A 14,041-nucleotide genomic window follows, 5' to 3' on the forward strand; every position below is an offset into this window, starting at 1 on the left:
ACATCACCGGCCCAGGCCCCGCTGTCCAGCTAGGCTTAAAGCCTCAAGGCACCGCCTATCCACCCTAGCGGCTATCCTAGCCGCTATCCTGTCGTTTACATACTTGCCGTGAGGCCTCAGGCCGCCGCTGAAAGTCATCGGTATGTGAAGCAGCTCGTGAACTATGACCTCTGCCTTCCTCTCTGGCGGCAGCCTGTCGAACCTCTCTGAGATGAACTCTATGAGGTAGGCTGGCTCCATGTTGAGGACGTACCTCCAGGCGGAGGGCATCGAGTATATCCTTGCTACGGCCCTTGACCTTGAGCCCCTGCTCCTTACTACGTACACCCTGCCTGGGTCTATGTTGTCAAGCCCCGCGCTCTCTATTATGCACTTCACGGCTCTTTCGAGGGCTTCGTCCCTCTGATAGGTTATCAGCGCGACCACCGCAGCGCAAGTAAGAAGAGGGAGAATTATTGGGGTGCAAAAGCGATTGCTAAGCCTTTGTAGACCTGTTACTGCCCCTGAAGGGCGCGGCAACCGTGAGGGTCCATGTCATGTTTTACTGCGCCGCCGCTAAGACCCAGCGTCAAGGGGCTGCGGCTCGCCTGAGGGCCAGCAAGCTCACCTAGCCACGGCTCCTGCAAGGGCGCCGTTGACGGCCGCTGCAGACATAAGGCCTACAGGGCGTCAGCTACAGGGGACCCTCTTGGAAAAGGACGACGCCTCCACGCTTGCCGCGTCGCTTCTCGGAGGACTTGGCGCCGTCGCAATGTTCCTAAGCGCCTTAGCTGTTGCCCTGGGCTGCGGGACCTGCAGGTACATCATGTATGCGGGGACCGCCATGCTCCTGGCCTCCGTGGCCTTCTGGGCCGCGCTCCTCGTGCCCCGCGGTGGAAAGGGCGCCGAGAAAGCTTGAAATAACAGCGATACGGCCCCGTTAAGGTCGGCCTGGGCAAGCTGCTGCCGCCTTCAACTGAGGGCTGCTTGTGCCAAGGGTTCTTGGCGTTGTCAGGGACTTTAGTGATATAATAGTTGTTGCCGCGGACCTCAAGGTAATGTTCTCAGCTAATGTTTGAGCATTTTAATCAATAAATTAAAGGTGTTTTAATTAAAAACTCTAATAATTTTAAATCTGACAGGTTAAGTTTAAATTTAAGACCTCTACACCACTCTCCGGTGGTCACAACGAGGCTCACCTTGTTGGTTGTTGCTATTATTGTCATAATTGTCGTAGTGGGGGCATCCGTGGCCCTCCTGGTAAACCACAACAGCAACGCGGTGAGCGTTGGAAGTATATCAGTTGGCGTCTCCTCCTTTGATGCTTACAGGGTTAACCCATCGATATCAAATGTGCCTGTCAAGGTTAACTACGTAATATACTCGCTGACCCCCTCGCTGTATGACGCCCTGCTCAAGGGCGATGTTGACATAGCTATACTGCCAGCCGACCTCGCTGGGCTGGCCCTGCTGCAGAGCAACAGCACTTATGTAATAGCTGTTGACTTCCCGCTCTTCCAGGGTATAATAGTGCCCGCCAACTCAAACATAACGTCGCCGGCCCAGCTGGCGGGCAAGACCGTTGCCATACCAGTGGGCACTGGGACCTACTACCTCTTCATGATAATGATGAAGGAGCTCTACAACCTCACGGTGTCCCCCAACTTAACTGGCCCTGACGTGGTTCACGTGATAAACGCGGCCCCAGGCAACGTCATAGACGCTGTCCTCACGGGCTCAGCCCAAGCGGGAGTCATATGGCAGCCCATGCTGGCAGAGGCCGTTGAGCTCTACCACATGAAGGTGATCGCCACCTACCAGGAGATGTGGCACAACCTGACCGGGCAGGAGACGGCCCCCTTCCTGGTCTGGGTAGCCACTTCAAAGCTTGTCAACAACAGACACCTGCTCGTTAACGTGCTCACGCTGCACGCCGAGTCCGCTAATGCCTGGGACAGCAACGAGAGCCTTGCGGTCCTCGCCCTTGAGAAGCTCTACGGCGTCCCTGGCAACGTCTCCCAGCTGGTATGGGCGTCTACTAACGACACGCCGACTTCTGTGTGCATAAACCAACAGGAATACCAGGAGCTCGTGTCCGAGTGGCAGTACCTGGTCAGGTCAGGGTTCCTGCCCACGATGCCTAACACATCAAGAATAATAACGTGCAGCGACCTGGGGCTCAGCTGACATGAGGGCCCAGAGGGCCGTTGGCTACGTGCTCGGCGTCGCCCTGGTCGTTATAGCCTGGCAGCTCTCCTCCACGCTATCCTCCGGCCTCATACCTGGCCCGGTCCCAGCCCTCAGGTACTTGGCCGCCCATCCAGGGGCGGCGGCGTGGAGCACGGCGATAACCCTTGCTGACGCCGTGGGAGGGTACGCGGTGGCCTCAGCCATGGCGGTTGCTGGGGCGGCCATATATGAGCTTGGGGACCTGGGCGAGTCAACAGTGGAGACTGTCAGGGAGGTGCTCCACAGCGTCACCCCAGTGGCGTGGAGCCTCGCCCTTCTCATACTTCTAGGCTTCTCCAGCAGGCTGGTTCCCATACTCGTCAGCGGCCTCTCTGCATTCCCTCCCCTTGAGACGTCGCTGATAGAGGGGCTCAACACGTCAAGGGCAAGGTTTGGGGACCTGGCCGCCGCCCTGAGGCTCAGGGGCCTCAGGAGGCTCGCCTACATAGACCTCCCCGCCTCGGTCCCCTACTTCGCCTCAGGCTCCAGGTCAGCCCTGGGGGTGGCGCTCATAGTGTCGCCCGTGGCTGAGGCCTTCGGCACTGCAGGGGGCATAGGCTATGGCCTCTACCTCTTCTTCGAGCTCCACCAGTACGCCGCCTTTGAGGCCTGGTCGCTGCTCCTGGTGCTCGTCATGATAATCATAGACCTGGGCGCCCTGAGGCCCATAGAGAGGTGGGCCATGAGATGGATGGAGTGACCGTGCTAGTTAAGGAAGTGTCCAAAAGCTTTGGCAAGGTTACCGTGCTACACCGCGTGAGCCTTGAGGCCAGGGCCGGCGAGGTCCACGCCGTGGTGGGGCCAAATGGTGTTGGCAAGACGACGCTGCTCAGGATCATAGCTGGCATAATAAGGCCTGACAGCGGCCTCGTAGAGGTCAAGGGAAGGGTCTCGCTCGTGCCCCAGGGGGACTCCCTCCTGCCTTGGAGGTCCGCGCTGAGAAACATAACGCTGCCGCTCGAGGTCTACGGCGTTCCTGTCGAGAAGGCCAGGGAGGAGGCCGTGAAGGCCTCCGAGAGGCTTGGCATAACCAGGTTCCTGAACTCTTACCCCAGGGAGCTCAGCGGGGGCACCAGGAGGAAGGTGGCCATAGCTAGGTCGCTGGTAACTAACCCTGACGTGCTGCTCCTTGACGAACCCTACACGGGCCTTGACCTGGAGGCCGTCAGGTCCCTCAATGACATACTTAGGTCGCTGGCGGGCGAGGGAAAGACTGTTATAATTGTAAGTCACCAGATCGAGGAGACGGCCCAGGTGGCGGACGTGGTCACGGCCATAGCTGGAAGGCCGGGCACCGTGGTGGCCCATGAGGACCTTAGGAAGGCGGCGCCGAGCGAGAGGGCCGAGGTTATTAGGAAGGCGGCAGGGTGGTCATGATGGCGCTAAGGGACCTGAGACAGTACCTGGAGCTCCTTGAGTCCAGGGGAATGCTGAGGAGGGTTAAGGCCAGGGTCTCCCCCGTGCTTGAGATACCTGAGATACTCAGGAGACTCATGAAGTCTGGAGGGCCAGCTGTGCTTTTTGAAAACGTCGAGGGAAGCCCAGGGTGGAGGGTGGCCGGCAACATATTCTGCTGCGAGGACGCCGTAAAGCTTGGCCTTGGGGCCAGCAGCCTGGACGAGCTCGGCTCCAGGATGCCCTCGCCGGCGGACATAATCAGGGGCAACTTGACCTCCCTGCTCAGGGCAGCGTCATATGTGCCTAGGCAGGGGAGGCCTGACTTCGAGGAGAGGCCTGACCTCAGGCTGACCGACCTACCTGCATTTAAGACGTGGCCCAAGGACGGGGGCAGGTACCTCACCTACGCGCTGCTGGTGCACAGGGAGTCAGGCGAGCTGGGCGAGTCGACGAACTTCGGCGTCTACAGGGTCATGATAGCCAACGAGAGGGAGGCCGTTGTCCACTGGCAGACCTACAAGAGGGGCTACCTTGAGGAGGCCAGGTCAAGGGAGAGGGGTGAGGGCAGGATCCCGGCGGCCCTGGTGATAGGCGCTGACCCAGGCACGCTGCTGGCCGGGGTCATGCCGGCGCCGTATCCCCTTGACAAGTACCTCGTGGCCGGCTCGCTGAGGGGGGAGGGAGTCGAGGTCCACCAGCTCCCTAACGGCATAAGGGTGCCCGCTCACGCCGAGGTCGTGCTTGAGGGCTACATAGACCTGGGCGATGTGAGGCCCGAGGGGCCCTTCGGGGACCACGTGGGCTTCTACGACAGGCCCGACAGGCCCTTCCCGACATTCAAGCTTGAGAGGGCGTACGCCAGGCCTGACCCCATCTACTACGGCACCGTGGTGGGCAGGCCACCCATGGAGGACTCGGTCATAGCGAAGGTCGTTGAGAGGACCTTCCTGCCCCTGGTCAAGTACCTCTTCCCGGAGGTCGTTGACATCTCGTTCCCAGCGGAGGGGTGGGTCCAGGGGATGGCCATAGTGTCAATAAGGAAGAGGCTCCCAGGGGAGGCCGTCAGGGTGGCCATGGGCCTCCTGGGCACTGGCCAGATGTCGCTCACAAAGATAATAATTGTAGTTGACAGCGACATAAACCCGCACGACATGGGCCAGGTCACGTGGGCGGTCTCAAGCTTCGTGGACCCGTCAAGGGACGTCATAGTTGTGCCCCAGGCCCCGGCCGACGAGCTTGACATCTCCTACCTGCCCAGGAGGAGGGTGGGCAGCAAGCTGATAGTCGACGCCACCAGGAAGCTGAAGGACGAGGCTGGGGCGGAGCCTCCGGAGGAGCTGGAGCCTGACAGGGACGTAGTAGAGCTGGTTAGCATGAGGTGGGCCGAGTATGGCCTGTAGCCTGAGGAGGTACTTCATAGCCACTAGGCCGTGGTCCCTCCTTAACAGCCTCGCAAGGGCGGTGGTGGGAGGCGTAATAGCTATGAGCTACTTCTGCGGCTTCAGGCCAGTGCCAGTGCTGCTCACCATAATGGTCGCTCTCGGGGTCACCTCCTTCCAGGCCGCTGAGAACGTGCTAAATGACTACTTCGACACGCTAAGGGGCGTGGACGCCCCCAGAGCCCCGGGCGTCATGATGAGGCCTCACAGCTTCTACGGGCTTGGCATAGACCTTGGGAGGCTCAGGTCCTTTGGCCTGTCGCTCTTTGCCTTCGGCTCAGCCCTGGTGGCAGTGGCCACCCTAGCCTTCAACAGGCCGCTGCTGCCCCTCTTCCTGGCTGTGGGCGCCTTCCTGCTGTTCTGCTACAGCGGCCCAGTGGGGCTCAAGTACAGGGGGCTCGGCGAGCTCGACGTCTTTGTCACCGCTGTCCTCATGATAGTTGGCGCGGCCTACACGGTCTCCGGCGCCATCTCCCTCAGAGAGGCAGCCCTCTCGCTGCCCATGGCGTTCATAACGTCCTCTGTGGTGCTAGCAGACAACATAAGGGACTACGAGTGGGACAGGGTTCACGGGGTCAGGACCCTGCCCGTCAGGCTAGGCAAGGGGGCCGCCTCGTGGCTCTACGCCGCCATGGTTATGACCTCCCTGCTCCTTCCTGCCGCCCTGCTCTGGCCCTGGGGCCTTTTGACCCTGGCCGCCTCCCCTGCAGCAATGCCGGCGGTCCTCACGGTGCTAGGCGTCAGGAGCGAGCCCCTGCTGAAGGCCAACAGGTACAGGTTCTACGTCACCCTTATTTTGGCCACCGTCTACTCCCTTGCGATAGCCCTGTCGTCCCACCCTGAAGCCCTTAAAATGTAGTAAGGTTGAACGGCAGGTGGCGACTAAGTTGGCGGTTACCTTCCCAAGGGACTTCCTGTTTGGCTGGTCCCAGGCAGGCTTCCAGTCAGAGATGGGGACCCCCGGCAGCGAGGACCCCAACAGCGACTGGTACGCCTGGGTCCACGACCGCGAGAACATAGCCGCCGGCCTCGTGAGCGGGGACTTCCCTGAGAACGGCCCCGGGTACTGGGGCAACTACAGGAAGTTCCACGACGCGGCCCAGGCCATGGGGCTGACGGCCGCCAGGATAGGGGTCGAGTGGAGCAGGATATTCCCAAGGCCTACCTTTGACGTCAAGGTAGACGCCGAGGTTAAGGGTGATGAAGTTATCTCCGTTGACGTGAGCGAGGGGGCGCTGGAGCAGCTTGACAAGATTGCCAATAAGGACGCCATTAACCACTACAGGGAGATGTTCAGCGACCTCAGGTCAAGGGGGATAACATTCATACTGAACCTCTACCACTGGCCCCTGCCCCTCTGGCTCCACGACCCCATTGCGGTGAGAAAGGGAAACCTCTCGGCCCCCTCGGGCTGGCTTGACGTGAGGACCGTGATCGAGTTCGCCAAGTTCTCAGCCTATGTGGCCTGGAAGCTTGATGACCTGGTATATATGTACTCCACAATGAACGAGCCAAACGTCGTCTGGGGGCTCGGCTACGCTGCGGTCAAGTCTGGCTTCCCGCCCGGCTACCTGTGCCTTGAGTGCGCTGGGAAGGCTATGAGGAACCTCGTGCAGGCCCACGCCAGGGCCTACGACGTCGTCAAGTCCATCACTAAGAAGCCCGTGGGAGTCATCTATGCAAACTCTGACTTCACGCCGCTCACCGAGGCTGACAGGGAGGCGGCCGAGAGGGCCAAGTTCGACAACAGGTGGGCATTCTTTGACGCCGTGATAAGAGGGCAGCTCGGGGGAGCTGCGAGGGATGACCTGAGGGGTAGACTTGACTGGATAGGCGTTAACTACTACACGAGGCAGGTGGTGAGGGCCAGAGGGGACGGCTATGAAATAGTGCCTGGGTACGGTCACGGCTGCGAGCCTAACGGCGTGAGCCCCGCAGGAAGGCCGTGCAGTGACTTCGGCTGGGAGTTTTACCCTGAGGGCCTCTACAACGTGCTAAGGGAGTACTGGGACAGGTACCACCTGCCGCTCCTCGTGACTGAGAACGGCATAGCTGACGAGGGCGACTACCAGAGGCCGTACTACCTGGTGTCCCATATATACCAGGTGCACAGGGCCCTGCAGGACGGCGTTAACGTGCTGGGCTACTTGCACTGGTCCCTGGCCGACAACTACGAGTGGGCGTCAGGCTTCAGCAAGAGGTTCGGGCTCCTCATGGTGGACTACTCAACCAAGAGGCTCTACTGGAGGCCCTCAGCACTAATATACAGGGAGATAGCCAGGAACAGGGCAATAACTGACGAGATAGAGCACCTTAACTCTGTGCCACCGCTCAGGGGCCTGAACTCAGGCCACAGGTGACCTCCCCTCGAGCCTTCTGCCGTAAAGGTAGGCGCCTGAGCCGGCCAGGGCTATGACGTTAGCTATAACGCATGTGAGAGCAGTGCCTACCCTAAGTGAGCTAGGGAAGAGCGAGGCAGCTATGACTGCAGACAGACCTCCCATTACCCTGCCCACAACGAAGACCAAGTTTGTCGCCGTTGCCCTGTACTCTATAGGATAAGTCTCGCCGGTCCACACGCCAGCGTAGCCAAAGTAGCCTGTGAAGATAAACATGAGGGCTAGCGCCAGGGCCCCCAGGAGGCCGCGGTAAGCAAATATGAGTAGAACCGAGGAGGAGAGGCCCATGGCAGCAAAGGCCACCTGAACCGGCAGCCTGCCGTACCTGTCCGAGAGGTACCCCGCCAACGTGAAGCTCGCGAGGCCCAGGAGCGAGAGGCCTATTAGCAGTCCCTGGCCCAACCCCATGCTGGGCAGGAAGGATGGAGTCACGGAGAGCAGGGGCACCGAGAACATGAAGGCCCAGCAACTATGGCGGTGAGGCCAACTGTTATGACAGCGAGCCCCCTGTCCATCCTGGCCATGCTTGAGGCTGGCCTGGCCCATCTCCTGGCGGTCTCAGGCACCAGGAGCGAGGCCGCAAGCGAGGCGGCCAGGCTCACGGCGCCTACGGTGAGCAGGTAGGGCCTCCAGTACCTGAGAAGGGCGAAAGTCACCACGTCAAGCAGGAAGCCGGCAAAGTAGAGGCCCTGCATGAGCCCCCCAAAGACGCCCTTGGAGGACCTGAGGACCTCTACCACCACTGCATATGAGACCCCATTAAGTGAGTTCACCCCAACGCCGACAATAAACCACAGGACGTAGAGCTCCCACAGGAACCTTGTGAGCGACGCTACTAGCACGGAGGCGCCGAAGAGAAGGGATGATATCATTATGGCCGGCCTTCTCCCGAGCCTGTCAGCCACATAGCCCATCACGACGCCCCCGGCCGCGCCGCCTATGAAGCTCAGCAGCACGGCAACGAGGATTAGGGATGGCGGCACCAAGAGGTACTCTGAGAGCTGCCTAACCACAAGCGAGATTGAGAAGACCGCGTACGCTGAAAGCATGAAAGGCACGAGGACCCCAACAAGGGCTAACCTTGAGCTCAACCTAGGAGCCCGCGAGAATATATGAGTAACAGATATATTAGTATACCTCGATATGCTGTCATCTTACCAGTATCACGGTCACCGGCGCATGCGCAGCCACAGCCATTGCCACTGACCCCACGTTTATGTCGCCGTTTATGCTGGTTCCCCGGGCTCCCATGATCACCGCGTCATAGGAGCCCTCAGCTATGGCCTTCAGTATCTCGTTGGCGACACTTGACATGGAGGGGTCGTAGCTGACCGCCTTAAAGGCTATCTCTGCCTTGCCCGAGGCCCTCTCCTCCACCTGCTTCCTCACGGACTCAGCCCTTGAGCTGTCGTTGCACACCAGGAGCGCAGTTATCCTAGAGCCGTACCTCATGGCAAAGTCGAGGGCCAAGTCAAGGGCCTTCATGCTTGAGCCTGAGCCGTCCACGGGCACCAGCAGCTCCTTAAGCCAGAAGCTGACTGTGTAGCTCGGCTCGGAGCCCCCCTGCCCACTCAAGCTCTCACCCCCTTGGCAGACTGGGAGAGGGCCTCAATAGCCGGCAGGCCCTCCCCAGAGAGGAATGCCAGGAAGGCCGCGGCCCCAGTGGAGACGTGGACCCTGGAGTTGCTGGTGCCAGGCTCGAGGCCGCTGAGGGCGGCCACATGCCCCCCTCCAATTAAGGTGTACCCCTTGCTCTCCATGGCGGCCCTGAGGACTGCCATTGTGCCCTCCCTGAACTGAGGGAGCTCCACGACCCCCATGGGGCCCCTTATTACGATTAGGCCAGCGTCCTCTATCATTGATGAGTAGACCTCGACCGTGCCGCTGCCTATGTCCATTATTAGCCCGCTCACCCTGCCCAAGGGCTCCTCCCTCACCTCGCCGCCGACCATCACCCTGTAGTCCATGGGCACCTCTATGGGGGCCCCGCTCATTAATATCCTTCTGGCCCTTGGCAGGAGGGCCAGGGCGCCTGACCTCTCGAGGGCCTCCATGCTCTGTATGCTGAGCATAACGCCCTTGGCCACCGCAAAGAGCTCCCCCACGAGCCCTCCCGTGAGGATCCTGTCGGCGAGCCTGTTCCTCACCAAGTTCTCTATTACCTTGAGCGTGTCGGCCACCTTAGCTCCTCCCAGCACGAATACCTTGGGTCCCAGGGACCTGTCAAGCACCTTGGCCAGCGCCCTGACCTCGCTCTCCATGAGCCTACCCGCCGCTGATGGCAGAACAAGGGGGAAGCCCACGACGCTGGGCTGGCTCCTGTGGGCGGTGGCGAAGGCGTCGTTAACGTAGTAGTTAAAGAGCGGCGACAGGTACCTTACCAGGAACGTGTTAACCTGCTGCCTTGGCGGCGACTCCACAAGCTCCTCGGAGGCAAACCTCACGTTCTCAAGCATGGCTACCTCGCCCTGCCTCAGCGACCTTATGGACTGCCTCGCGTAGGGGCCCATGACATCATCTATGAACTTGACCTCAACTCCAAGGTACCTTGATAGCACCTTGGCGTGCTGCGAGAGGCTCACGAAGTCCTTTTCGCCCGGCCTGCCCTGGTGCGACATGAGGACAACGCCGTTGCCGTCCTCTACAAGCTCCCTTATGGTCTGAAGGTGGGCCCTTATCCTTGAGTCGTCCATGAGCATGCCTGAGTCGTTAACTGGGGAGTTAAAGTCTACCCTGACCAAAACCTTGGAGTTCCTGGGCCTCAGGTCGTCAAGCGTTGGTATCAGCTTATCACCGAGCTGAATCAGCAGCGACACCCAGGGTTCCTTAAAAGGGAGGAGGAAGTTAAAGGCCTGAGGTCACCGCCCGCTTAAACTATGGCGCCGACATCATGGCTAGGACCACGTACCTGAGCCACTCATCCCCTGAGCCCTCCTTCCTGGAGCTCCTCTGGGCCCTCCTGCTCATTTTATCACCAACTTCCTTAATCTATTCTGGACTTTTAATACATTTGTTACAACTTATGGATCTATATCGTTATGCATTGATTGATACAAAAAGTAGCTAACGCCTTGCCCCACGTTTGCCCCCTATGTAGAAGCCAGCCAGTAGGCCCGCAATCGCTGCAGCTACCACCAGGTAAAGGGTGCTGCTCCCCCAGGACCTCGTGGTCACCGTGACTAGGCTGGTTGTGATGGAGGTTGTGGCAGTTGTGACCGTTGCGGCGCTAGTTATCGTTATAGGCGAAGCTGCCTGGGTAACAACTTTTGTCACTGTTGTGATGGCCTCAGGCGACACGAGGAACCCGAAGGAGTAAACCTTGTACCATGCGCTTACGCTGACGTCCACCGGGGGCCAGGTCAGCGACGTGTACTCCATGCCGAGCTCAACGTCGTTAAGGTACAGGTCACTAAAGCTATAGTTCCATATCTTGTCGTACAGCTGGCCCGCGTCATCAAGGAGCTGGGTCAGCGGAACCTCTATGGAGCCGCCGCTGAGGGGAGGGTTAAGGGCTAGCGCTATGTAGGTCCACGGTATGCTCTTGGCCGCATAGGCCTGCCACGTCGCGTTCACGAGGGTGCCGTTTATGAAGGTGGGCACGTAGAACGTTGCGTTGGGGGCTGGGTAGCCCATGGGGTTGAAGCCGGGGCTGTGGTAGAACCACACCATTACCTCCAGGTCCCCCACAGTGGCCGAGGACGGCTCATAGCTCCTGGTGAGCCAAATATCAAATGAGAAGTCGCCCCTGCCGTCAGTGAAGCTGAGGGTATAGTTGATGTAAGCCAGTACAGGGGGCAGCTCGCCTACACGCTGTGGCAGCCGCAGGTAAGGGGACTCCCCTGTGATCGTCTGCCCCCACGGCTTGTAGCCATACATGAGCTCGGGGTATCCCATAACAGTGTCGTAAACGTCAGACGCAGTAGCGTTGCTGACGTTCACATAAGCTGAGACGTAATTTCTGCAGGCTCTTACCGTGACATCCCCGCGCCCGCTCTTGGTGTTCCAGACGTCTGTCATGACCACAACGCTTACCCCTGAAGGCAGCGTCAGGTTAAGCTGGGCATATGGGCCGCCAGGGGCCTGAGATATCGCTATGCACGGAACTGCCTGAAGCTGAGCTGCGTTAGTTGCAGGCACTAGCTGGATGTTCTCCCACTCACCCATGCCTTGGCCTCTTGCTACCTGCCCTGCCAAGCGCTGCGAGCTCGGCAGACCAACAAAAGCCAAGGATATAATTACCATTGTTATTAAGAAAAAAAGGAAGAAACAGTTTAGGCAACAAGTTCACCCATAGGAGTTCCTTTATCTCCTCCTAAGGGCTAACACCGCCGCTACTATCACGATTATTATGACTACTACAGCGATACCTATGTAGAGCCCAGTATACGAGGGTTTCTTGGTGGGCACTGGTGTTGGAGTCGACGTGGTTGTTGTAGTTGTCGTTGATGTTGTTGTGGTGGTAGTTGTTGTCGTTGATGTAGTGGTGGTAGTTGTTGTAACGGTGGACGTGGTTGTTGTAGTTGTCGTTGATGTAGTGGTAGACGTCGTAATGGTAACTCCCTTGGGATATAGGTGCACTAGCACGTAAGCGTTGCCTGGGTTGTCCCATGGAGCCGGTGGGAACAGGTAGCCTGTGGTCTCATTAGGCCATCCCTGCCAGTAAGTGGTTGAGTACTCGTACCATATACCGTTAGTTAACAGCGGTACGACTGGCGTGTAGTTTAGCAATATCGTTAGCAGGTTGTCGTAGAGCGGCATGAGCGCGCTCATGTTGTCTGGGTTTATGGTGTATATCTCCCTCATGTCGTTATAGGCCTGCCACGCTGCCGTGTTGTTGAACCTCTCCATGTCAGCCCACGCCCAGCTGCCAACAGCCGCGGTGCCAGGGGTCCACAGGAAGTACTCAAACCACGTGTTGGGTATCACGCCTGACCATGACCACATGAGCGACATGGAGTACTCGCCCTCTGCTACGTCGCTGTACCACTGGCTGTAAGACGGGAACACCGTGGAGGCATCTATTCCTATCTTAGACAGGTTCTGGGCTATGAGCTGGGCATCAGTCATCCAGTCAGTCCAGCCGTAGGGCGCTATTATTGTGGCGTTGACTACCCATCCCTGTGGCGTCACCCAGTAGCCCTGCGAGTTCATGTGCCAGCCGTACTCCTTAGCGACCTCGTCCATGAGGAGCTTGGCCTCAGTCAAGTTGAAGGTCCAGCCGTACTTCTGCACTATGCTCATATTGATGTACCTGCCCCACGCCTTACTGTAAATGTTGTATGGCGCGAAGAAGCCGAAGCCGTTGCTTACGTTAGTTGGCTCCTCCTGCCCGTTCTCTCCCACCTGGGCCAGCTGCTCGGTATTTATGGCATAGGCTATTGCCCTCCTCACGAGGGTTATGTTGTAGGGCGGGTACATCTCGTTTATGAGCAGCACCACCCACGGGCCTTCCTGCAGGTTCCAAGGTGCATGGCTAAGATAGGTGTAGATGCCGTTAGTTCTGAGCTGCCACACGTTGGTCAGGAAGTAGCCGCCCCACGTCATCTCTCCGCTCTCGAACATTGATATGGCCTGTGGGTTCGAGGTTATCACTACGTCAGCCAGGTAAGTTGGCGCGTAGGCCCCGTTGTCAGGCACGTTCCATATGTTCCAGCCCCACCAGCCGCTCCACTTCTTGAAGACGACCTCGCTTGGGGTGTAGGCGTATATCTCGTATGGGCCATCTCCTATAACCTGCGAGGTGTTGGGGCTCCAAGTTATTGGGCTCCACTTGGAGGCGTTGGCGAAGAAGGCGCTGAGGCTCGGGTAAAACTCGTGGAGCGGAAGCACCGGGTACGAGGGGCTTGTTAGAATTGCAAGTATGTTGCCCCACGGCGGCGATGACGGTGAGCTGTTGAATATGAACTCTACCTCCTTCTCATTAACTGGCGTGACGTTCAGCAGGGCCCCAGGACCTGGGGACCACAGCCAGCCCCATGCCAGCGAGGGATAGTATTTGCCAAGGTAGTACGTGAAGACAACGTCGTCTGAGGTGACGGGGGCGCCGTCCTGCCAAGTGGCGTTGGGCCAGATCCACACAAGGAGGGCAGCCCTTTCAACAGTGCCAGTGGCGTTGGGACCATAGACCATGGAGGCGGGCACTGTGACTGAGGTTACCGTGAAGTTCTCTCCTAGGGCCGGATAATATTGTAGCGTCGCAGGGGACCAGAGGAACAGCGGCAGATAAACAAGGCCCAGCTCCAGCGCGTCTATTACGTTTGCCGTGGAGAACGGGTTGAGCGTGGTTATCGGGCTCCATGAGATGCCGCCTGCGTACACCGTCTGATCAGGGGGCAGCGAGATCAGCGACGTTGTGGTCTGAGCCCTTACGGGGCTAAAGTTTACGGCAGGGGCAAGGTATCCTGCCATGGCTATAACGAAGACCGCTATAACTGCCATGGCAAGAAGTCCTAAAGACCTCCCCTTCACGTTCTCACTCAAGTACAACAGTATCCTGTACACATTTTTAAGTGCATGTTTAGCACAGTGAAAGGTATACTTAAAACCACACAGGGAGTTAAACCTAATACACGAGGCGTGAATATGTTTAAACTTTCG

The 14,041-nt window shown here is 58.6% G+C and carries 14 protein-coding genes; 7 read left to right on the top strand and 7 right to left on the bottom strand.

Features of this window, described 5'->3' with window-relative positions; all coding sequences use genetic code 11:
• Positions 1-3: 3 nt before the first annotated feature.
• The gene (locus tag ACZ5GQ_RS04135; RefSeq protein ID WP_498855926.1) at positions 4-426 is read right to left on the bottom strand and encodes a putative metallopeptidase; all 423 of its coding nucleotides are present in this window, start codon (positions 424-426) and stop codon (positions 4-6) included.
• Positions 427-688: 262 nt separating this feature from the next.
• On the opposite strand from ACZ5GQ_RS04135, the gene ACZ5GQ_RS04140 reads away from it, so the two are divergent.
• The 7 genes from ACZ5GQ_RS04140 to bgaS all read left to right on the top strand — a co-directional run bounded on the left by ACZ5GQ_RS04140 (position 689) and on the right by bgaS (position 7,405).
• On the top strand, positions 689-898 hold the full coding sequence (locus tag ACZ5GQ_RS04140; protein ID WP_498855927.1) for a hypothetical protein: 210 nt from the start codon (positions 689-691) through the stop codon (positions 896-898).
• Positions 899-1,158: 260 nt separating this feature from the next.
• On the top strand, positions 1,159-2,166 hold the full coding sequence (locus tag ACZ5GQ_RS04145) for an ABC transporter substrate-binding protein (protein ID WP_498855928.1): 1,008 nt from the start codon (positions 1,159-1,161) through the stop codon (positions 2,164-2,166).
• Position 2,167: 1 nt separating this feature from the next.
• A complete protein-coding gene (locus ACZ5GQ_RS04150) occupies positions 2,168-2,908 on the top strand; it encodes an ABC transporter permease (RefSeq protein ID WP_498855929.1) in 741 nt (246 codons plus the stop codon).
• Positions 2,896-3,585, top strand: a complete 690-nt coding sequence (locus tag ACZ5GQ_RS04155) for an ABC transporter ATP-binding protein (protein WP_498855930.1) — start codon at positions 2,896-2,898, stop codon at positions 3,583-3,585. The genes ACZ5GQ_RS04150 and ACZ5GQ_RS04155 overlap by 13 nt, the downstream gene beginning before the upstream one ends.
• Positions 3,582-5,006 carry a UbiD family decarboxylase gene (locus ACZ5GQ_RS04160; protein ID WP_498855931.1) on the top strand — a complete coding sequence of 475 codons (1,425 nt, stop codon included), beginning with the start codon at positions 3,582-3,584 and terminating at the stop codon, positions 5,004-5,006. The genes ACZ5GQ_RS04155 and ACZ5GQ_RS04160 overlap by 4 nt, the downstream gene beginning before the upstream one ends.
• Complete coding sequence (locus ACZ5GQ_RS04165; protein ID WP_498855932.1) at positions 4,996-5,904, top strand: prenyltransferase; 909 nt, start codon at positions 4,996-4,998, stop codon at positions 5,902-5,904. The genes ACZ5GQ_RS04160 and ACZ5GQ_RS04165 overlap by 11 nt, the downstream gene beginning before the upstream one ends.
• A 28-nt stretch (positions 5,905-5,932) precedes the next feature.
• Entirely contained in the window at positions 5,933-7,405 is a 1,473-nt protein-coding gene (gene bgaS, locus ACZ5GQ_RS04170) for a beta-galactosidase BgaS (RefSeq protein WP_498857367.1), read from the top strand.
• On the opposite strand, the gene ACZ5GQ_RS04175 is transcribed toward bgaS, so the two are convergent.
• The 6 genes from ACZ5GQ_RS04175 to ACZ5GQ_RS04200 form a co-directional block, all read right to left on the bottom strand.
• Positions 7,391-7,900, bottom strand: a complete 510-nt coding sequence (locus ACZ5GQ_RS04175; protein ID WP_498855933.1) for an MFS transporter — start codon at positions 7,898-7,900, stop codon at positions 7,391-7,393. The two genes, bgaS and ACZ5GQ_RS04175, sit on opposite strands and share 15 nt — an antisense overlap.
• On the bottom strand, positions 7,873-8,535 hold the full coding sequence (locus ACZ5GQ_RS04180; RefSeq protein WP_498855934.1) for an MFS transporter: 663 nt from the start codon (positions 8,533-8,535) through the stop codon (positions 7,873-7,875). The genes ACZ5GQ_RS04175 and ACZ5GQ_RS04180 overlap by 28 nt, the downstream gene beginning before the upstream one ends.
• A gap of 58 nt (positions 8,536-8,593) precedes the next feature.
• On the bottom strand, positions 8,594-9,019 hold the full coding sequence (locus ACZ5GQ_RS04185) for a universal stress protein (RefSeq protein ID WP_498855935.1): 426 nt from the start codon (positions 9,017-9,019) through the stop codon (positions 8,594-8,596).
• On the bottom strand, positions 9,016-10,260 hold the full coding sequence (locus ACZ5GQ_RS04190; RefSeq protein WP_498855936.1) for a phosphoglycerate kinase: 1,245 nt from the start codon (positions 10,258-10,260) through the stop codon (positions 9,016-9,018). The genes ACZ5GQ_RS04185 and ACZ5GQ_RS04190 overlap by 4 nt, the downstream gene beginning before the upstream one ends.
• A gap of 247 nt (positions 10,261-10,507) precedes the next feature.
• Positions 10,508-11,638, bottom strand: a complete 1,131-nt coding sequence (locus ACZ5GQ_RS04195) for a GH12 family glycosyl hydrolase domain-containing protein (RefSeq protein ID WP_498855937.1) — start codon at positions 11,636-11,638, stop codon at positions 10,508-10,510.
• 108 nt (positions 11,639-11,746) lie between these two features.
• The gene (locus tag ACZ5GQ_RS04200; protein WP_498855938.1) at positions 11,747-13,930 is read right to left on the bottom strand and encodes an ABC transporter substrate-binding protein; all 2,184 of its coding nucleotides are present in this window, start codon (positions 13,928-13,930) and stop codon (positions 11,747-11,749) included.
• Positions 13,931-14,041 lie beyond the last annotated feature (111 nt).

Source organism: Caldococcus noboribetus (assembly GCF_055389385.1).

Bases quoted from the DNA above. Each gene is read 5' to 3' on its own strand.
- ACZ5GQ_RS04150 (WP_498855929.1), top strand. From the start codon at position 2,168: ATGAGGGCCCAGAGGGCCGTTGGCTACGTGCTCGGCGTCGCCCTGGTC.
- ACZ5GQ_RS04155 (WP_498855930.1), top strand. From the start codon at position 2,896: ATGGATGGAGTGACCGTGCTAGTTAAGGAAGTGTCCAAAAGCTTTGGC.
- ACZ5GQ_RS04160 (WP_498855931.1), top strand. From the start codon at position 3,582: ATGATGGCGCTAAGGGACCTGAGACAGTACCTGGAGCTCCTTGAGTCC.
- ACZ5GQ_RS04165 (WP_498855932.1), top strand. From the start codon at position 4,996: ATGGCCTGTAGCCTGAGGAGGTACTTCATAGCCACTAGGCCGTGGTCC.
- ACZ5GQ_RS04175 (WP_498855933.1), bottom strand. From the start codon at position 7,900: ATGTTCTCGGTGCCCCTGCTCTCCGTGACTCCATCCTTCCTGCCCAGC.